The organism is Klebsiella sp. RC2, from assembly GCF_014192815.1.
In the GTDB taxonomy this organism is placed as follows: Bacteria; Pseudomonadota; Gammaproteobacteria; order Enterobacterales; family Enterobacteriaceae; genus Klebsiella; species Klebsiella variicola.
In genome coordinates this window covers 286,489-305,259 of record NZ_JACHYL010000005.1, presented here as the reverse complement: position 1 = coordinate 305,259, position 18,771 = coordinate 286,489, and the positions used below count along the sequence as shown (strand labels likewise).

Genomic DNA, 18,771 nt, shown 5'->3' with positions numbered 1-18,771 from the left:
TTCCTTATTTCAGCGGCGAGTTTTTACGCTCGATGCTGTAGCGCTCCAGCTCTTTGTACGGCACCACTTTGCTCTTCTTCTTGCGTACGTCGACAACGGTCATGCGGTCGGTACAGGAGTAGCACGGGTCGAGGCTGCCGATGATCAGCGGCGCATCGGAAACGGTGTTGCCGCGCAGCATATAGCGCAGGGTCGGCCAGTTGGCATAGGTCGCCGCCCGGCAGCGCCAGCGGTACAGTTTCTGGTTGTCGCCGGTCATGCTCCAGTGGATATCGTCGCCGCGCGGCGCCTCGGAGAAGCCCAGTGCGAAGCGGTGCGGAATATAGGTGAACCCTTCCACCATCAGCGGGCCGCCCGGCAGGTTATCGAGACCGAAATCAATCATATTCAGCGCGGTATAAACCTCGTTGATCCGCACCTTGAGGCGAGATATTACGTCGCAACCCTGCTCGCTGTGGACTTCCATCGGCAGCAGGCCGTAGCCGACAAACGGGTGGTCGGCGCGGGTGTCGCGGGCGTGGCCGCTGGCGCGCACCATCGGGCCGACGTTACTAAAGTCGCGGGCGATTTCCGGATCCAGACGGCCAATACCGACGGTACGCTGTTCCATATTCGGCGTGCTGAGCAGCATATCCACCAGTTCCTGCACGTCGCGGCGCATCTGCTGCGCCAGCTGACGGGTCTGGATCATGTCCTCTTTCAGCAGGTCGCGGCGGATCCCGCCGATCAGGTTCAGGCCGTAGGTTTTACGCGCGCCGGTGAGAATTTCCGCCATCTTCATTGAGGTTTCGCGCACGCGGAAGAACTGCATAAAGCCGGAGTCAAAGCCGGTAAAGTGGCAGGCCAGACCGAGGTTCAGCAGGTGCGAGTGCAGGCGTTCCACCTCCAGCAGAATGGCGCGGATCATCTGCGCCCGCTCCGGCACCACGATGCCCATCGCGTTCTCCACCGAGGTGGTGTAAGCGGTACTGTGGGCGAAGCCGCAGATGCCGCACACCCGGTCCGACAGGAAGGTCACTTCGTTATAGCCCATGCGGGTTTCCGCCAGCTTTTCCATCCCGCGATGGACGTAGAACAGGCGGTAGTCGGCATCGATAATGTTCTCGCCGTCAACGAACAGGCGGAAGTGGCCAGGTTCATCAGAGGTGACGTGCAGCGGGCCGATCGGCACCACGTTGTTTTTCTTGCTGCCGAGCTCGTTAATGAACTCGTAGGTTTCCGCGTCGGTGGTCGGCGCCGGACGCTGGCGATAGTCCATGCTGTCTTTGCGCAGCGGATAGAGTTCGTCCGGCCAGTCGTCCGGTAGCACCAGACGACGTTCGTCCGGCAGGCCGACCGGCACCAGGCCGTACATATCGCGCACTTCGCGCTCGCCCCACACCGCCGCCGGGACGCGCGGCGTCACCGACGGGTATTCCGGTTTGTTGGCGTCCACTTCCACACGCACGGTGATCCAGCATTTGGTGCCCTGCTCCATCGACAGCACGTAATAGACCGCGTAGTGGCCGTTGAGCTTACGTTCATCGTTGCCGAACAGCACCGACAGCCAGCCACCCTGCTGGTAGTAGAGAAACTCCACCACTTCCGGCAGGTAGTTGACCTTCACGGTGATAGTTAACTGGTCTTTGGTCTGCCAGGCTTCGTCCAGCACCACGCCCGGAAAGGCCTGGTGCAGCGCCGCAAGATAGTGTTGACCGATTTTTTCTTCAGACATGCTCAAACTCTCTTAATCACGCCACCAGCAAGGAGACGAAAGCTAAAAAGGCAAAACCAAACCCGGCCCAGGTGACGCGGGAGGTGGCACAAAAACGCAGACGCGCCATGCTGTTTTCAAACAACGCGATAATCAGCACCCCGACCACCAGCTTGACGATGGCGACCACCAGCGCCAATAGCAGGCCGCCGACGCTGAAGCTGGTCATCTGACCCCACGGGAAAAAGACCCCGACAAACATCTGCAGCACCACCAGCTGTTTGAGGCTGATGCCCCACTTCAGGATGCCAAAGCCGCTGCCGCTGTATTCCGACAGGGGGCCCTCCTGCAGCTCCTGCTCTGCTTCCGCCAGATCGAACGGCAGTTTGCCCATCTCAATAAAGGTGGCGAAGGCGCAGGCGCACTGCGCCAGAATCAGTGGAATGCTGCGCGCCGCCGGCCAGTGGTAAAGGGTATCGGTGATGGTGCTGATATGGGTCGAGCCGGCGACCTGCGCCGCCACCCACAGGCCCAGCAGCAGGATCGGCTCCACCAGCACGCCGAGCATCGCTTCGCGACTGCTGCCCAGCGCGGTAAACGGGCTGCCGGTGTCCAGACCAGAAATGGCAAAGAAGAAACGGGCGATGGCGAACAGGTAGATCAGGGTGATGAGATCCCCGAGCACCGGCAGCGGAGAGTCCACCGTCACCACCGGCAGCGCGGTGGCGATGGTCAGCATCACGCCCACCATGACGTACGGCGTCAGGCGAAACACCCAGCCCGAGGCGTCAGGGCCGACGCTCTGGCGGCTCAGCAGTTTCAGGATATCGCGATACTCCTGCAGTACCCCCGGTCCACGGCGGTTATGCAGCCGCGCGCGGGCGACGCGAACGATCCCGGACAACAGCGGCGCGACGGCAAACAGCACCAGCGCCTGTAGCAATGCAATTAACAGACTCATTCTCAGGCTCCTCGCGAAATGACAATCACCACCAGCACCGCCAGCTCAACCAGCGCGATCCCGCGCAGCAGCGCCGGCGCCGAGGCCGATTGCCAGCCCGGCACCAGACGCACCGGGTTCAGCCAGTGACGCAGCTTCAGCAACGGCGCAAAGGCCTCTTTCACCGGCATGGCAAAGCCGTGGGCCGTTACCACCATCGACTGCTCGTGGTCGTAACCGCAGACCCACGCCGCGCCGCGCGAGCGCGCCGCCAGGCGATCGCCTTTAAAGAAGATCATCAGCAGGAACGGCAGCAGCGGGCAGGCGATAAGCAGCAGCGCGATCATCGGCTGCGATACCACGCTCGATACCTGAGCCTGCACCGGGAAGGCGCCGCTCACCAGCGGCAGCAGCCACGGCGCGGCGATGCCGCCAACGAGGCAGAAGACCGCCGCCAGTATTACGCTCAGGGTCATCAGCCAGGGGGCGCAGGTGGCGTTTTCCGCCTCTTTCGTCCGCGGCGCGCCGAGGAAGGTCACGCCATAGACTTTCGCCATACACATCACCGCCAGTGCGCCGGTGATCGCCAGGCCGACGGCCAGCAGCGGCCCCAGCAGACGGCCAATAAACAGGTCGCCGGTGCTCATTTTGAAGAAGGACTGGTAGATAACCCACTCGCCGGCGAAGCCGTTCAGCGGCGGCAGGGCCGCCATTGCCATCAGTCCTACCAGCATGGCGAGGGAGATCAACGGCATTTTTTTACCGATGCCGCCCAGCTTCTCGATATCGCGATGGCCGGTACGGAACCACACCGCCCCGGCGCCGAGGAACAGCGTGGTTTTGAACAGGCTGTGGTTAATCAGGTGATACATACCGCCGATAAAACCCAGCACCATCAGCGTGCTGTTGCGGGTTGCCACGCCGGTAACAAAGGCGCCCAGCCCCAGCAGGATGATGCCGATGTTCTCGAGGGTGTGATAGGCCAGCAGACGCTGAATGTTATGCTCCATCAGGGCATACAGCCCGCCGATAAAGGCGGTGATCATCCCCAGCGCCAGCAGCATGACGCCCCACCACAGCGGCGGCACGCCGCCGGCCAGCGAGACGGTCAGCATGCCGTAAAGACCGACCTTCATCACCACGGTGGAAAACAGCGCGGCGGCTGGCGCGCTGGCCCCGGCGTGAGCCTGCGGCGCCCAGCCGTGCAGCGGGATCGCCCCGGCCAGCAGGGCGAAACCCACCAGCCCCGGTAGCCACAGCAGCGGGTTCTGCATCATATCCACCGCCTGCAGGTTGATCTGCGCCAGCTCGAGGGTGCCGTAGGTCGACCACACCAGCCAGCAGGTCCAGGCCATCAGCAACGTGCCGAGACGCCCCAGGGCAAACCACAGCTTACCGGAGGCGGCGCAGCCGGTGAGAAACGCCGCGCAGAGCGCCATGATCTCCGCCATCACCACCAGCGAACCGATATTGGTCACCACCACCGCGCAGGTGGCGGCGGCCAACAGCAGGTTGACCAGCAGGCCGTTGGCCTTCACCTGCGGATGGCGATGCCAGCTAATATTGAACAATGACACCGGCAGCGCCGACAGGCCGATGGCCAGCAGCCACAGCGCGTTGACACCGCCCACCCGCATCGTCAGATGCAGAAACTGCAGCATGCCGCCGTGGATCCGTTCCGGCATCAAGAGCGCTGCGCCGCCGGCAACCACCAGCATGGCGCTGGCCACCGCGCCGCCGATCCCGGCAATAGCGCCGCTGAGCGGTTTACGCATGGCAAACACAAAGGCCAGCACGGCGCTGGCGGCGTACCACATCACCGCCTGATTGACTAATCCTATTACACTCATTCCCTCTCCCCCTGTTGCGCCTGGAACAGCGACAAGTCGCCAAGGTCGGTATTAAAGGTCAGCTGGCGTTTACGCTTGCTGGCCTGGGCGATATCCCGGCTATCCACCAACAGCAGCGCGTTGGTCGGGCAGGTCCGCACGCAGGCCGGGCCCTGGTCATCGAAGTGGCAGAGGTCGCATTTCACGGCAATGGCGCGCACGCCGGGCACCCAGTCGAGCAGCGAGCTGACACGGGCCGGCGTCGGCGGCGCGGGGGGCGCCAGTCGGGTATTGGCATTGGCCGGAATATCCAGCGGACGGCTGCCGGAAAATTCGATAGCGCCAAACGGGCAGGCGATGCCGCACAGTTTGCAGCTTACGCACAGGCTCTCGTTGAGCTGGACGGCGCCATCGACGCGCTGGATGGCGTTAACCGGGCAGACGGTGGCGCAGGGGGCATCTTCGCAGTGGTGGCACATCTGCGGTGCCGATTCTTTTTCATTACGCATCACCTGCAGCCGCGGCATAGCCTGCAGGCCGTGCTGGCGATGCGTCTCAGAGCAGGCGGCTTCGCAGGTGCGGCAGCCGATACAGACAGTGGAGTCAGCAATTACAAAACGGTTCACCGGGTCATCCTCGGGTGAAAGTCATTTTTGACGAAATCAGGTTGCGCAGGTGTCATTTTCGACACGTGTCGACACCTCGCGATCAGTGGGTCAGGGCCAGATGGCTTAAATCCACCGGTTGGTCTTGCTCCATGGCGTCATACAGACGGTCATAGACGGTGGCGATAATCGCCAGATAGTGCTCCAGCACCTGGTCGCGGGAGCGGTTGCTGATCCGCCCGTCCACCGTGCCATCTGCCGCCAGCGAGGCCTGAGCAATCAGGTACTTATCACCGCCGCCTTTGTTTTCGACGTAGTATTCGATGGTGTGGCTGTTAAAGCCTTCCGCCAGCGCGACAAACACCTGAAAATGGCCGAACAGCACGAAGCACAGCTCTTTATCCGGCGCGCAGCTCATCGCGTGATGCAGGCGGGCCTTCGACAGGGTGATCCCCTGAACCAGCGAGTTACAGTAGATGTGCCACTGCTCCTGCTGCTGCCGGTGACGGTCGGCGATGTAATCCGCCTTTTCACTTATTTCCCAAATAGTCATATCGGTTTCTCCGTTGCATGAGATGCACCCTCTAAGCATTTTTCATGCCAGGTTTTATTTAATTGATTTAACTATGTTTTTGTATTCATCCCTGCCGATGCGACATGTCGATGACAGCCCCGGGGCGTCGACATCGACATCGACGGCCACGACGATTTCATTCTGGCATCGTTATTGCATACAAGGCGTATTGCGATACGGAGGCGACTATGCACGAAATCACCCTCAGCCAGCGGGCGCTGGAAATTATTGAACAACAGGCGCAGCAGGCCGGCGCGCGACGGGTGACCGGCGTGTGGCTCAAGGTCGGCGCATTTTCCTGCGTGGAAGCCAGCGCCCTGACCTTCTGCTTTGAGCTGGTCTGCCGGGGCACGCTGGCGGAGGGGTGCGAACTGCATATCGCCGAACAACAGGCTGAATGCTGGTGCGAACGCTGCCAGCAGTACGTCCATCTTGTCTCGCAGCACGTCCGCCGCTGCCCGCTCTGCAATAACGACCAGCTACAGATCGTGGCGGATGACGGCTTACAGATTCAGCGTTTAGAACTGGAGTAAACTATGTGTACAACATGCGGCTGTGGCGAAGGCAACCTCTATATTGAAGGAGACGAACGAAACCCGCATTCCGCGTTCCGCAGCGCCCCCTTCGCGCCCGCCCCACGCCAGGCGATGACCATCACCGGTGTCAAAACCGATCACTTCGCCCCCACCCGCACGCCAGAGGGCGACCTGCATTACGGCCATGGCGAGGCTGGGACTCACGCCCCGGGGCAGAGCCAGCGGCGGATGCTGGAAGTGGAGATCGACGTGCTGGATAAAAACAACCGTCTGGCGGCGCGCAACCGCGCACGCTTTGCGGCGAAACAGCAGCTGGTGCTGAATCTGGTTTCCAGCCCCGGCTCCGGTAAAACCACCCTGCTGACCGAAACCCTCACCCGGCTGAAAGGACGCGCCGACTGCGCGGTGATTGAAGGCGATCAGCAAACGGTCAATGACGCCGCCCGCATTCGCGCCACCGGCACCCCGGCGATTCAGGTCAATACCGGGAAAGGCTGCCATCTCGATGCCCAGATGATCGCCGACGCCGCCCCGCGCCTGCCGCTGGCTGACCACGGCATTCTGTTTATCGAAAACGTCGGCAACCTGGTCTGCCCGGCCAGCTTTGATCTCGGCGAACGCCATAAGGTGGCGGTGCTGTCGGTCACCGAAGGCGAAGACAAACCGCTGAAATATCCACATATGTTTGCCGCCGCCAGCCTGATGCTGCTCAACAAAGTCGACCTGCTGCCGTATCTCAATTTCGACGTTGAGAAGTGCCTGGCCTGCGCCCGTGAGGTCAATCCGCATATTGAGATTATTCTCCTCTCGGCCACCAGCGGCGAAGGCATGGAGCAGTGGCTCACCTGGCTGGAGACGCAGCGATGTGCATAGGCATTCCGGGACAAATTTGCGCCATCGACGGCGTGCTGGCGAAGGTGGAAGTCTGTGGCATTCAGCGCGACGTCGACCTGACGCTGGTGGGCGCCGTTGACGAGCAGGGTCAGACGCGTCTCGGCCAGTGGGTGCTGGTGCACGTTGGGTTCGCCATGAGCGTGATCAATGAAGCCGAAGCGCGCGACACTCTCGAGGCGCTGCAAAATATGTTTGACGTGGAGCCGGACGTCGGCGCCCTGCTGTACGGCGAGGAGCGATAATGCGTTACGTTGACGAATACCGCGCCCCCGAACAGGTGATGCAGCTGGTGGCGCATCTTCAGCAGCGTGCGCGTCTGCTGCCGCACACCGCCGCGCGACCGCTACGCATCATGGAGGTCTGCGGCGGCCATACTCATGCCATTTTTAAATTCGGGCTCGACCAGCTGTTGCCGGAGAATATCGAATTTATTCATGGGCCAGGCTGCCCGGTGTGCGTCCTGCCGATGGGGCGCATCGATGCCTGCATTGAGATTGCCAGCCGTCCGGGGGTCATCTTCTGCACCTTCGGCGACGCCATGCGCGTGCCAGGTAAAAACGGCTCGCTGCTGCAGGCGAAATCCCGCGGCGCCGATGTCCGCATCGTTTACTCGCCGATGGACGCCCTGCGGCTGGCGCAGCAAAACCCGCAGCGTGAGGTGGTCTTTTTCGGCCTCGGTTTCGAAACCACCATGCCCGCCACCGCCCTCACCCTGCGTCAGGCGCGGGAGCGCAACGTCGATAACTTCTACTTTTTCTGCCAGCACATCACCCTGCTGCCGACCCTGCGCAGCCTGCTGGATCAGCCGGACAACAGTATCGACGCCTTTCTCGCCCCGGGCCACGTCAGTATGGTGATCGGCACCGAAGCCTACGGCTTTATCGCCAGCGACTATCATCGTCCTTTAGTGGTCGCTGGTTTCGAACCGCTTGATCTACTGCAAGGCGCGGTGATGCTGGTTGAGCAGACAATAGCGCAGCGCAGCGATGTGGAAAATCAGTACCGTCGCGTGGTGCCGGATGCCGGCAACCCGCTGGCGCAGGCGGCGATGGCCGACGTCTTTCGCCTGGATGGCGACAGCGAATGGCGCGGCCTGGGGGTCATTAGCGACTCCGGCGTGCAGCTTACGCCAGCCTATCAGCGCTTCGATGCCGAGGCGCATTTCCGCCCGGCGCCGCAGCGCGTGTGCGACGACCCGCGGGCCCGCTGCGGCGAGGTGCTGACCGGCCGCTGTAAACCGCACCAGTGCCCGCTCTTCGCCCGCACCTGCAATCCGCAAAGCGCCTTTGGCGCGCTGATGGTCTCCTCAGAAGGGGCCTGCGCCGCCTGGTATCAATATCGCAGTCAGGAAAATGAAGCATGAAAAGCGTCCAGTTAGCCCACGGTAGCGGCGGTCAGGCAATGCAGCAGCTGATCGGCGACCTGTTTATGCAGGCCTTCGCCAACCCCTGGCTGGCGGAGCAGGAGGATCAGGCGCGCCTCGATCTGGCGGCGCTCGCCGCCCAGGGGGACCGCCTCGCCTTCTCCACCGACAGCTACGTGATTGACCCGCTGTTCTTTCCCGGCGGCAATATCGGCAAGCTGGCCGTCTGCGGTACCGCCAACGATGTGGCGGTCAGCGGCGCCATCCCCCGCTATCTTTCCTGCGGCTTTATTCTCGAAGAGGGGCTGGAGATGGCCACCCTGGAAGCGGTGGTCGCCAGCATGGCCGACACCGCCCGGGCGGCAGGGATCGCCATCGTCACCGGCGACACTAAAGTGGTGCCGCGCGGCGCGGCGGATAAGCTGTTTATTAACACCGCCGGCATCGGCGCCATCCCGGCGGACGTTCGCTGGGGGACGCAGCAGATTAGCGCCGGTGATGTACTACTGGTCAGCGGCACGCTGGGGGATCATGGCGCCACCATCCTTAACCTGCGCGAGCAGATGGGGCTGGACGGCGCGCTGTCCAGCGATTGCGCGGTGCTGACGCCGCTTATCCAGACCCTGCGGCCACTGAGTGGAGTGAAAGCTCTGCGCGACGCCACCCGCGGCGGGGTCAATGCCGTCGCCCATGAGTTCGCCGCCGCCAGCGGCTGCGGCATCGAACTGCAGGAGGCAACGCTGCCGGTCAACGATACGGTGCGCGGCGTCTGCGAACTGCTTGGGCTGGACGCCCTGAACTTCGCCAATGAAGGCAAACTGGTGCTCGCCGTCGCCCGCGAGGCCGCGGAAAACGTGCTAGCGCATTTGCGGTCTCACCCACTGGGACGCGATGCGGCGATAATCGGCGAAGTGGTCGACCGCCCGGGCGTGCGTTCCGTTGGGCTGTACGGCGTGAAGCGTACGCTCGATCTTCCCCACGCCGAGCCGCTGCCGAGAATTTGTTAACGACGGCGTCGGGTCCCGGATAGCGGCTGGCGCCTTATCCGGGCTACAAAACTGCGCGCACGTAGCCCGGCTAAGCGCAGCGCGAGCCGGGGTTAAAGCGGCAATAACCGCTTTATTAACATACTATTATTTGTACCATCATTTTCTTATGCGCCACGTTGTCGGCGCGTTTTGGACGTAAGCAATGTCGTATACACCGATGAGCGATCTCGGCCAGCAAGGGCTGTTCGATATCACCCGGCTTTTATTACAGCAGCCCGATCTGGCCGCGCTGAGCGAAACTCTCACCCGCCTGGTGCAACAGTCTGCGCTCGCCGACGAGGCGGCCATCATCCTGTGGAACGCGGGTAACCACCGCGCGGCCAGGTACGCCTGCGATGAAGCCGGTCACCCGGTGAGCTACGAGGACGAAACCGTGCTCGCCCACGGTCCGGTGCGCCGCTTACTCTCCCGGCCGGATGCCCTGCATTGCGACCACGAGACCTTTGCCGACACCTGGCCGCAGCTTATCCGCAGCGGGCTCTATCGCCCGTTCGGGTACTACTCGCTGCTGCCGCTGGCGGCTGATGGGCGGATCTTCGGCGGCTGTGAATTTCTGCGCCGTGACAACCGGCCGTGGAGCGAGAAAGAGTTCCAGCGGCTGCATACCTTCACGCAGATCGTCGCCGTCGTCACCGAGCAAATTCAGAACCGGGTCAGCAATAACGTCGATTACGATCTGCTGTGCCACGAGCGCGACAACTTTCGCATCCTGGTGGCGATCACCAACGCGGTGCTCTCACGCCTGGATATCGACGAGCTGGTCAGCGAGGTGGCGAAAGAGATCCATCGCTACTTCCGGATCGACGCCATCAGCGTGGTGCTGCGCAGCGACCGCAAAGGGAAGCTCAACATCTATTCCACGCATTATCTTGACGCCAGCCATCCCGTCCACGACCAGAGCGAGGTGGATGAAGCTGGTACCCTCACCGAGCGCGTGTTCAAAAGCAAAGAGATGCTGCTGCTCAACCTGCACGAGCATGACACCCTCGCGCCGTATGAGAAAATGCTCTTCGAGATGTGGGGCAATAAGATCCAGACCCTGTGCCTGCTGCCGCTGATGTCCGGCAATACCCTGCTCGGGGTGCTGAAGCTGGCGCAGTGCGACGAACAGGTCTTCACCACCACCAATCTCAAGCTGCTGCGGCAGATCGCCGAGCGGGTATCGATCGCTATCGATAACGCCCTCGCCTACCGCGAAATTCAGCGCCTGAAAGAGCGGCTGGTGGATGAGAACCTCGCCCTCACCGAGCAGCTCAATAATGTCGAGAGCGAATTCGGCGAGATCATCGGCCGCAGCGAGGCGATGAACAATGTGCTCAAACAGGTCGAGATGGTGGCGCACAGCGACAGCACCGTGCTGATCCTCGGCGAAACCGGCACCGGTAAAGAGCTTATCGCCCGCGCTATCCACAACCTCAGCGGGCGTAACGGTCGACGGATGGTGAAGATGAACTGCGCCGCGATGCCCGCCGGGCTGCTGGAGAGCGATCTGTTCGGCCACGAACGCGGCGCGTTCACCGGGGCCAGCGCCCAGCGTATCGGCCGCTTCGAGCTGGCGGACAAAAGCTCCCTGTTCCTTGATGAAGTGGGCGATATGCCGCTGGAGTTGCAACCTAAACTGCTGCGCGTCCTCCAGGAGCAGGAGTTCGAACGTCTGGGGAGCAACAAGCTGATCCAGACCGACGTCCGGCTGATCGCCGCCACCAACCGCGATCTCAAGCAGATGGTTATCGACAGGGAATTCCGCAGCGATCTCTACTATCGGCTCAACGTGTTCCCCATCCACCTGCCGCCGCTGCGCGAACGTCCCGACGATATTCCGCTGCTGGTGAAGGCCTTTACCTTTAAAATCGCCCGCCGCATGGGGCGCAACATCGACAGCATTCCGGCGGAAACCCTGCGCACCCTGACGCGGATGGAGTGGCCGGGCAACGTGCGCGAGCTGGAAAACGTTATCGAACGGGCGGTGTTACTCACCCGCGGCAACGTACTGCAGCTCTCCCTGCCGGAGCGGGAGATCGTGGAAGTTCCTCGAACGCCGGCGGTCCTGCCTGAGGAAGGTGAGGATGAATATCAGCTGATCGTCCGGGTGCTGAAGGAGAGCAACGGCGTGGTGGCCGGGCCGAAAGGCGCCGCCCAGCGGCTGGGGCTCAAGCGCACCACGCTCCTGTCGCGCATGAAGCGGCTGGGTATTAATAAAGACGAACTGGTGTAACCTCGTGCGCTCCCCCTTTCCGCGCCGGTGAGAGGGAGCGCAGGCGCCGCGCGCTATTTATCGCTGGTAAAACCGTTGCTGGTCGCCAGTTCGGCAAACCACAGCGCATTGCGTTTTATCTGTCGCTCGCCGGTCTCCAGATCCAGTCGCCAGAAGCCGTAGCGTCGTTTGAAGGCATTGATCCACGACCAGTTGTCGATAAACGTCCACTGGTGTACGCCAAAGCAGTTCGCACCGTCGGCAATGGCGCGGTGCAGCTGCACCAGATGCTCCTCCATCAGCTGGATGCGGAAATTATCGTCTATCACCCCGTCCGCCCCGGGCTCTCCCTCTGATTGTCGATCCATCGCGATGCCGATTTCCGCGAGATACCACTTAATGTTGCCGTAGTTATCGCGAATATTGGCGGCAATGTCATAGATCGCCTGCGGCAGGATCTCGTTGTTATCACGATAGGGATTAAAGCGGCCCTGCGGGTTCACCGCGTTTTCGAAATAGTATTCCGGGGTGAAATAATCGAGATCATATTCGCCCTCACGCGCTTTTACCCGCCGCGGCACGTAATAGTTCACCCCAAGAAAATCGATATCCGCGCTGAGGATCAACGCCACGTCGTCTTTGCTGGTCGTCGGCAGGCAGTCGTGGGCGGCGAGGATCTCGCACAGCGCTTTGGGGAATTCATGTTTTACCAGCGGGTCAAGGAAGCTGCGGTTAAAAAACAGGTCGGCATACCCGGCGGCTTTTTTATCCGCGTCGCTGTCGGTGAGGGTATAGCTCGGGGTCAGGTTGAGCACCACGCCGATCTCGCCCACCAGCGCCAGTTCACGATAAGCCGTTACCGCTTTGGCGTGCGCCAGCATAATGTTAAACGCCACCTGCGCCGCCAGCCGGCCATCTTTCTTACACGGATAGTGGAAGTCGTACAGGTAGCCCCCCTCAACCGGCACAATCGGCTCGTTGAAGGTTATCCAGTATTTAACCTTATGGCCAAACAGGCTAAAGGCGGTGCGGGCAAAGCGGGCAAACAGCTCGGCCACGTGCGCCGATTCAAAGCCGCCGTACTGTTTCTGCAGCGCTTCCGGCATATCAAAGTGGTAGAGATTGATCATCGGCTCAATGCCGTTGGCGATCATCTCATCGAGATAGGCGTGATAAAAACGCACCGCGTCCGGGTCCGGCGCACCGGTTTCTAAATCAGCGATCAGTCGTGACCACTGAATTGAGGTGCGAAACGAGTTGAAGCCGGTCTGTTTCATTAGCGCCACGTCCTGCGGATACTGATGATAAGTATCACATACGGTTTGCGGCCCTACCTGCTGATAAAATCGCTCCGGTTGTTCGGCAAACCAGCTATCCCAGATGGAACGATGGCGCTTATTGGTGACCCCTTCCGTTTGCGGGCCGGACGCCGCCGCCCCCCATAGAAACCCTTGCGGAAACTGATATTGCTGCATAACCTCTCCTTCGAAAAAAGGCTGCGCCCGTCTGGCGCAGCCTGAACGTACTACTCTGCGACCACTTCGATCGATTTAATGAACATATAGCCCCAGTCGCCGGCGAAGCGGCCGAAGTCAATCTGATTAGTCCCCGCGTTAAGCGTCACCGGTATCCGCAACTGCTGGCCCTGCTCATCCGTCTGCGGGAAGGCCACGGCCTGCGGAGCGCCCCCGTTGACGACAAATGAGTTCTGCTTACCGCCCCATTTGCCGTTGAAGGTTACATTGAGCAGGAACTGACCGCTCCACGGCGCCTGCACCTGCCAGCTGATCTTATCCCCCTCGTTGGCAAATGGGCCGAGGAAGCCGTCCTCGCCAACTGTCAGCGCGTCTTTATCACTCTTCATCACCGTCAGCCGACCCTCAGCCACGCCATAAACTTCGCCGTAATAACGACAAAAATCCGCTGGCGCTTTCCCCGTCGCTTCGCCCACCGTCACGGTCACGGTTTTGCTGCTTTTCAGCAGCCCATCGTCCGCCGTGAACGTCAGCGCATAGGTACCTGGCGTCGTAAACCAGGCCCGGGTTTGAGCCCGATCGGCATGGCAGAAATGCACCTGTCCCTCACCGGCGTGCTGCCAGCCCACCTTAACCTCTCGCGACGGCAGGCCATCGTCCTGCCAGCTGGCTGTAAGCTCGACGCCCTGGTCCTGCGTGGTGGTTAGGGCCGGTTCCAGCATGACAACCGGCGGCTGATTCTCCTCGCTATGCTGCACGCTAATCACATTGGAAGGAGCCGAATGACCGCTCTCGTTTTTCGCCGTCACCCGGTAGTAATACGTATGCCCGAGCTGAAGCTGACGATAATCGTCGCGGAACAGAACCATGGTTTCCGGATTCCATTCGTTAACGCCATCGGAGATATCCCGGCCCACCACCGTCCACGGCCCGGTCGGCGAGGCGGCGCGTTCGACATCGTAGCTGCGTCCCACCGCGGCTCCCATCCAGTTGATCGCGAAGGGCGAGGTGGTCTCGCGCAGCAAAGGCGCGTCCGGCTTCGGCAGCGGCGCCATCGTCTGCTGCCCGGCCATCTGCGCCGCGGCCGTGCGCACCAGATCGACCACCGCCTGCTCCTGGTTCGCTTCGCCTTCTTTGGCAAACCCCGGCAGGTGGTAACTGTAGTGCCCGGTCGACTCCTTATGCCAGTAGAAGCCGCCGTCGTGACGATGGCCGCGGAAGCCCCAGATAAGCCCGCCGGCGGCTTGCGCCCCGTTGACGTCGCTGTGAACGATCGACTGCATAATGGCGTTCAGTTGATCCGCCGGCAGCAGGCCAAACTCGCCGACGAGATAGACTTTTTGCCCGCCGACGGCGCGCAGATCCTGCGTCACCTGCCCGGGATGGTTATTATCGGCATTGGTGTAATAGTGATTGCTGACGATATCCACATTGGGGTCGGTCAGCGCAAAGGAATTGATTTTCTTATAGGTACCATCTACCACCAGCTGATGAGGGGCCCATTTTTTAATCCACGCCGCGGTCTGATGCAGGAAATCGGCGTTGGTATCCTCCAGCTCGTTACCGGTTTCCCAGGCCATGATCGCCTTTTCATCATAATAGGCGCGGCCGGTGACAGTATTTGTCCGGGTGATAACCTGGCGGATCACATCCAGATAGGCTTTGAAGGTCTTGCTATCGGTCCGATAAAAGTCTTCCGCTTTTTCGTGGTAGAACGCCGCCAGCTGCTCACGCCCGCCCCACCACCACCAGTGGTCAATAAACGGCAGGATCAGTCGCAATCCCTGTTTATCCGCTTCGGCAATCATGTTGTCATACACCCGCATGGCTTTCTCATTCAGCCGCGGCATGCCGTCCGCCGTTTCCGGCGCCAGAATATGGGTCTCGCGCCCGCAGGCTTTATCAAATTCCTGCTGCACCGACAGCACGTAGACGCGCTGGGCTTTCGCCCCGGTTTGCACCATCGCCTGGATCCAGTTTTGCTGCTCCTGCGCCGTTGGCCATTTAAAGTATTGTCCCCAGCCGCGCGGGTCTGCTCTGCAGGGGCCGCGGGCGTCGTCTTCAATGCGGTGCAGCTCCGGCGCGTGGATCCCGGCGAAACGAAACACCTTGTCGCCGTCCTTGAGGGTGGCGCCGTCGCGAGTGATAAAGTGCGTAAAGTGCGAGCGCTCGGCGGCCAGCGCCCCGCCGGCCCCCAGCGCGGACAGCAGCCCCATCAGCAGCAGGTTTTTCATCGGCTTCATCGTTGTCTCTCCTTAGAACCAGACCTCGGCCTGTACGCCGAAGTTAACGGTGTCGGTAGAGCCACTGCGGGAATACCCGCCGGCGGTGATGGTATTGGTATCCCAGTTGTAGTTGCCGTCCAGCGCATCGGAGACACCTTTATCCCACTTCGCGTAGGTGACGAAGAAGCGCAGCTGCGGGCGTGCCCAGAAACCGGAGTCAAAGGTCAGGGTTGGCGCAACGGTGACTTTGGTCAGGCCGCCTTTGCCTTTGCCGTTTACCCCTTTGTAGTTTTTGTCATCCAGGTATTCGTAGCCCAGCTCGTACTGCATGGCAAAGTTGCGGGTGATCTGATGATAAGGGCGGATACCGGCGACCCACATCGAGCGTCCCCAGCCATGGTCATCTTCCGTCCACCAGCGGTAGTTTTTATCTTTCTGCCAGAAAGCGAAGGTCGAGATCTCCAGGTCGCCCATCGAGGCCACGCTATCCAGCACCACTCGCCAGGACTGAGTGTTTTCCAGATTGGCCCAGCCCCAGCCGTTTTTACCCAGCGAGTCACCCGCCGCCAGCCCTTTCCCGTACTGCAATGCAAGGCGGGAGTAGCCTCCGGTCAGACCATAGAAACCGTCAAAGTTATAAATACCGGTCACGCCATAGCCCTTCTCGGCGGAAGTCGGGTGGTTTTCGTTACGGTTCATATGGTGGCCGATCAGCTCCAGATCGAAGCCTGTCCCCGCGATCTTTTTCAGCCACAGGTTGAGGGAATAGTCATCCGGGTAGCCCTGATCTCCCTTATCCACCGGGTAGGCTTTGGTTTCATCGGTGGGTGAAAAGGCGTACACCCCGGCGTCGAAGCGGGCGAAGCCGAGATCCATGTTGTCGAAGCCGCCGCCGGTGCCGTTGTACTGAATGTACTCCCAGTCGAACTGATGGCTGGAGGTGTTGGAGCTGCTGTAGCGCTTACCGGCCCAGAAGGTCATCTCCGGCGCAAAATCCAGATTGCTCAGCTCGGCGAACCCTTCGCGAAACTGTACGTCATGGCCATCGTCATCCTGACAGTTCCAGTCGGAGGTGCATTTCGACTGATGAGTGAGGTTGGCCTGCACTTTCGCCACCACGCCGCTGTCCGCCGTCAGCGTCACGGTGGGGATCAGTTCGATCTTGGTGTCTTCTTCGTTGCCCAGTCGCCACTTACCGTCCGGCATCAGGCCGACGGAGTCCGCGCGGTTGCCATCGGAGTTCGCCAGGATCCCGGAGCGGATATAGCCATGCAGCGCAAAATCATACTTCGGATCGGCGCAGGCCAGGCTGCTGGCCCCTGCCAGCGAGAGGAGAGCCAGAGGTATTGAATGTTTCAGCTTTATCATTATTTTTTTCCCACGTTATGTTTGTTAACACGAACCGATAACGGAGGGGAAATTTACGGATCAAAAATGGAAATGTACATCCGTTAATGGAAAGCGCTTTCCATAATTGCCTATCTGGTTCACAAAATTCGCTCCGCGACGAATATATTCGTGAGACTGATCACATAAAATAACAAGAATGCCGCCGGGAGCCGGCAGCAGAGCGGAAGGAGGAGCAGGTGAATGAGTGCCGCCGGGGGATAAGCCGCCGACGGCGAGGGGGTCAGCGTTCGGTTTCCGCGAGCTGGCGTTCGTACACTTTGAAGAAGGGGCGATAGAGCATCCAGGCGTTAAACATCGCGAACAGGCTCATGCACAAATTTTTCCAGCTACCGTTCGCCGACCATGCTGCCCCCAGCGGGGAAGGCATAGACCATGGCAGCATCGCCACCGCGCGGTCGAGGATACCCAGCTGAGTTAAATACCATGCGATACAGGCATTTATCAGCGGAACAAAGAGAAACGGCAGTAAAAAAACCGGGTTCATGATTACCGGAAAACCAAACAGTATTGGCTCGTTGATATTAAACAGCGACGGCAGCAGGCCAATTTTTGCCACGCTTTTCAGCTGCCGCGAGCGGCTGCGCATCGCCATCAGCACCAGCGGCAAAGTGGAGCCAATACCGCCGATCAGCAGGTAAAAATCCCAGAACCCCTGCAGATAAATATGCGGCAGCGTTGGCGAACCCGCCGCCAGCGCCTGCTGATTTTCAAACAGATAGGTCATCCAGAAGGGGTTCATGATCCCGGTGATGATCAGCGCGCCGTGGATACCGATAAACCAGAGTAAGTTACAGATAAATAAAGAGATCAGTACCGCCATCAGCGTGTCGGACGCCAGCACCAGCGGCCGCACCGCTTCGCTGATCAACTCCGGTACGATGCGTCCGGTGGTCTGCAGCAGTATGGCATTCATCACGCTTATCGACAGCATCACCACCAGCAGCGGGATCAGCAGTTGAAAGCCATTGCGGGTCATCAGCGGCACTTCATCAGGCAAGCGAATACACCAGCCTTTTTTGTAGAAAAAGCGAATTATCTCAATGGAATAGGTGCTGGATATCAGGGCGGTAAATATCCCCATACCGCCGAGATAAACATTGCTCACCGCAGTCTCGCGAAAGCCGATAAACAGCAGAAAAGCCAGACACCCGGTTAAACCGCAGAGCCGTTCCGGCAGACGGTACTGCTTGGCGAGACTGGCGCTGGCGCCGAAGGCGACAATCAGCGCCACCAGGCCAATGGTTAACTGAAAGGTCGGCAGCAGGATAGGCCGCAGTAGCAAATAGACCTGGCCGAAACGCGAGGCGCCGTCGATGGAAACGGGCGGAAACAAAATGGGCACCAACAGGCTGCCAACAATCACAAAGGGCATCGCCAGCGCAAAGCTATCGCGCATCGCCGTAATGTGGTTGTTGCGCGTCAGAACATTCGCCAGCGGCGCCAGCCGCTGCTCGATGATGTCCACGGCCACATTCATTAACTGAATGTTCATACTCCTACCTTTGCGAATGGTTGTCTCGCCGGGATGATCGCCCACAACACCGGAAAGTGAAAGCCTGCCATAGGTGATCATGGTCACAATTAATAAATCCACAAACGGAAAGCGCTTTCCGTAATGCATCCATTTTGACTATAGTCCGCTCATCCAACCTCATCAGGAGCGGTACTTATGAAAAAAATTATGTTGTGTTGTTCGGCAGGCATGTCCACCAGCCTGCTGATGAAAAAAATGATTGCCGAAGCCGAACAGCGGGGCCTGCCGGTAGAGATCAATGCCTATGGCGTAGCGGAGTTCGCCGAACAGGTTGGCCATTATCAGGTGGTACTGCTGGGGCCGCAGGTGAAATACATGCAGCAGGATCTGCAAAAACAGGCGGATAAATACGGTATTCGCGTCGAACCCATCAATATGATGGACTACGGCATGCAAAAAGGCGCCGCGGTCCTCGATTTCGCCCTTTCCCTCATTGAAAACAAGAACTAA

At 60.2% G+C, this 18,771-nt stretch carries 16 protein-coding genes; 7 read left to right on the top strand and 9 right to left on the bottom strand.

The window, feature by feature from the left end; translation table 11 throughout:
• Window positions 1–4: 4 nt before the first annotated feature.
• The 5 genes from hycE to hycA all read right to left on the bottom strand — a co-directional run bounded on the left by hycE (window position 5) and on the right by hycA (window position 5,620).
• Window positions 5–1,714 carry a formate hydrogenlyase subunit HycE gene (gene hycE, locus FHW76_RS17500; RefSeq protein WP_004151044.1) on the bottom strand — a complete coding sequence of 570 codons (1,710 nt, stop codon included), beginning with the start codon at window positions 1,712–1,714 and terminating at the stop codon, window positions 5–7.
• A 16-nt stretch (window positions 1,715–1,730) separates the two neighbouring features.
• The gene (locus FHW76_RS17495) at window positions 1,731–2,654 is read right to left on the bottom strand and encodes a respiratory chain complex I subunit 1 family protein (RefSeq protein WP_183476860.1); all 924 of its coding nucleotides are present in this window, start codon (window positions 2,652–2,654) and stop codon (window positions 1,731–1,733) included.
• 2 nt (window positions 2,655–2,656) lie between these two features.
• Window positions 2,657–4,483, bottom strand: a complete 1,827-nt coding sequence (hycC, locus tag FHW76_RS17490; protein WP_032731140.1) for a formate hydrogenlyase subunit 3 — start codon at window positions 4,481–4,483, stop codon at window positions 2,657–2,659.
• Entirely contained in the window at window positions 4,480–5,088 is a 609-nt protein-coding gene (locus FHW76_RS17485) for a 4Fe-4S dicluster domain-containing protein (RefSeq protein WP_043876160.1), read from the bottom strand. The genes hycC and FHW76_RS17485 overlap by 4 nt, the downstream gene beginning before the upstream one ends.
• Window positions 5,089–5,170: 82 nt before the next feature.
• Window positions 5,171–5,620 (bottom strand): formate hydrogenlyase regulator HycA, encoded by a 450-nt coding sequence (hycA, locus tag FHW76_RS17480; RefSeq protein WP_042946759.1) that lies wholly within the window; start codon window positions 5,618–5,620, stop codon window positions 5,171–5,173.
• A 209-nt stretch (window positions 5,621–5,829) separates the two neighbouring features.
• Here hycA and hypA point away from each other — a divergent pair, with 209 nt between their 5' ends.
• The 6 genes from hypA (at window position 5,830) to flhA (ending at window position 11,698) form a co-directional block, all read left to right on the top strand.
• Window positions 5,830–6,174 (top strand): hydrogenase maturation nickel metallochaperone HypA, encoded by a 345-nt coding sequence (gene hypA, locus FHW76_RS17475; RefSeq protein WP_012540763.1) that lies wholly within the window; start codon window positions 5,830–5,832, stop codon window positions 6,172–6,174.
• A gap of 3 nt (window positions 6,175–6,177) precedes the next feature.
• Window positions 6,178–7,050, top strand: a complete 873-nt coding sequence (hypB, locus tag FHW76_RS17470) for a hydrogenase nickel incorporation protein HypB (protein WP_110190492.1) — start codon at window positions 6,178–6,180, stop codon at window positions 7,048–7,050.
• Window positions 7,041–7,313 carry a HypC/HybG/HupF family hydrogenase formation chaperone gene (locus FHW76_RS17465; RefSeq protein WP_022064696.1) on the top strand — a complete coding sequence of 91 codons (273 nt, stop codon included), beginning with the start codon at window positions 7,041–7,043 and terminating at the stop codon, window positions 7,311–7,313. Before hypB ends, FHW76_RS17465 begins: the two co-directional genes overlap by 10 nt.
• The gene (gene hypD / locus FHW76_RS17460; protein WP_012967355.1) at window positions 7,313–8,434 is read left to right on the top strand and encodes a hydrogenase formation protein HypD; all 1,122 of its coding nucleotides are present in this window, start codon (window positions 7,313–7,315) and stop codon (window positions 8,432–8,434) included. The genes FHW76_RS17465 and hypD overlap by 1 nt, the downstream gene beginning before the upstream one ends.
• Window positions 8,431–9,441, top strand: coding sequence for a hydrogenase expression/formation protein HypE (gene hypE / locus FHW76_RS17455; RefSeq protein ID WP_008806188.1), 1,011 nt, complete (start codon window positions 8,431–8,433; stop codon window positions 9,439–9,441). The genes hypD and hypE overlap by 4 nt, the downstream gene beginning before the upstream one ends.
• Before the next feature lie 184 nt (window positions 9,442–9,625).
• The gene (gene flhA, locus FHW76_RS17450; protein ID WP_008806189.1) at window positions 9,626–11,698 is read left to right on the top strand and encodes a formate hydrogenlyase transcriptional activator FlhA; all 2,073 of its coding nucleotides are present in this window, start codon (window positions 9,626–9,628) and stop codon (window positions 11,696–11,698) included.
• 53 nt (window positions 11,699–11,751) lie between these two features.
• On the opposite strand, the gene FHW76_RS17445 is transcribed toward flhA, so the two are convergent.
• From FHW76_RS17445 to FHW76_RS17430, 4 genes are all read right to left on the bottom strand, one after another.
• A complete protein-coding gene (locus tag FHW76_RS17445) occupies window positions 11,752–13,152 on the bottom strand; it encodes a glycoside hydrolase family 1 protein (RefSeq protein WP_032731143.1) in 1,401 nt (466 codons plus the stop codon).
• Between the two features lie 50 nt (window positions 13,153–13,202).
• Window positions 13,203–15,395, bottom strand: coding sequence for a CBM35 domain-containing protein (locus FHW76_RS17440; protein ID WP_032731144.1), 2,193 nt, complete (start codon window positions 15,393–15,395; stop codon window positions 13,203–13,205).
• A 12-nt stretch (window positions 15,396–15,407) separates the two neighbouring features.
• Window positions 15,408–16,745: a carbohydrate porin gene (locus FHW76_RS17435; protein WP_008806192.1), complete on the bottom strand. Its 1,338-nt coding sequence runs from the start codon at window positions 16,743–16,745 to the stop codon at window positions 15,408–15,410.
• 262 nt (window positions 16,746–17,007) lie between these two features.
• Window positions 17,008–18,279, bottom strand: coding sequence for a PTS sugar transporter subunit IIC (locus FHW76_RS17430; RefSeq protein WP_004151052.1), 1,272 nt, complete (start codon window positions 18,277–18,279; stop codon window positions 17,008–17,010).
• A gap of 177 nt (window positions 18,280–18,456) precedes the next feature.
• Between FHW76_RS17430 and FHW76_RS17425 the strand changes: the two genes are divergently transcribed.
• Complete coding sequence (locus FHW76_RS17425; RefSeq protein WP_002914979.1) at window positions 18,457–18,771, top strand: PTS sugar transporter subunit IIB; 315 nt, start codon at window positions 18,457–18,459, stop codon at window positions 18,769–18,771.

Coding starts and splice junctions, on each gene's coding strand:
- hycE (WP_004151044.1), bottom strand. CDS start 1,714: ATGTCTGAAGAAAAAATCGGTCAACACTATCTTGCGGCGCTGCACCAG.
- FHW76_RS17495 (WP_183476860.1), bottom strand. CDS start 2,654: ATGAGTCTGTTAATTGCATTGCTACAGGCGCTGGTGCTGTTTGCCGTC.
- hycC (WP_032731140.1), bottom strand. CDS start 4,483: ATGAGTGTAATAGGATTAGTCAATCAGGCGGTGATGTGGTACGCCGCC.
- hycA (WP_042946759.1), bottom strand. CDS start 5,620: ATGACTATTTGGGAAATAAGTGAAAAGGCGGATTACATCGCCGACCGT.
- hypA (WP_012540763.1), top strand. CDS start 5,830: ATGCACGAAATCACCCTCAGCCAGCGGGCGCTGGAAATTATTGAACAA.
- hypB (WP_110190492.1), top strand. CDS start 6,178: ATGTGTACAACATGCGGCTGTGGCGAAGGCAACCTCTATATTGAAGGA.
- FHW76_RS17465 (WP_022064696.1), top strand. CDS start 7,041: ATGTGCATAGGCATTCCGGGACAAATTTGCGCCATCGACGGCGTGCTG.
- hypD (WP_012967355.1), top strand. CDS start 7,313: ATGCGTTACGTTGACGAATACCGCGCCCCCGAACAGGTGATGCAGCTG.
- hypE (WP_008806188.1), top strand. CDS start 8,431: ATGAAAAGCGTCCAGTTAGCCCACGGTAGCGGCGGTCAGGCAATGCAG.
- flhA (WP_008806189.1), top strand. CDS start 9,626: ATGTCGTATACACCGATGAGCGATCTCGGCCAGCAAGGGCTGTTCGAT.
- FHW76_RS17445 (WP_032731143.1), bottom strand. CDS start 13,152: ATGCAGCAATATCAGTTTCCGCAAGGGTTTCTATGGGGGGCGGCGGCG.
- FHW76_RS17440 (WP_032731144.1), bottom strand. CDS start 15,395: ATGAAGCCGATGAAAAACCTGCTGCTGATGGGGCTGCTGTCCGCGCTG.
- FHW76_RS17435 (WP_008806192.1), bottom strand. CDS start 16,745: ATGATAAAGCTGAAACATTCAATACCTCTGGCTCTCCTCTCGCTGGCA.
- FHW76_RS17430 (WP_004151052.1), bottom strand. CDS start 18,279: ATGAACATTCAGTTAATGAATGTGGCCGTGGACATCATCGAGCAGCGG.
- FHW76_RS17425 (WP_002914979.1), top strand. CDS start 18,457: ATGAAAAAAATTATGTTGTGTTGTTCGGCAGGCATGTCCACCAGCCTG.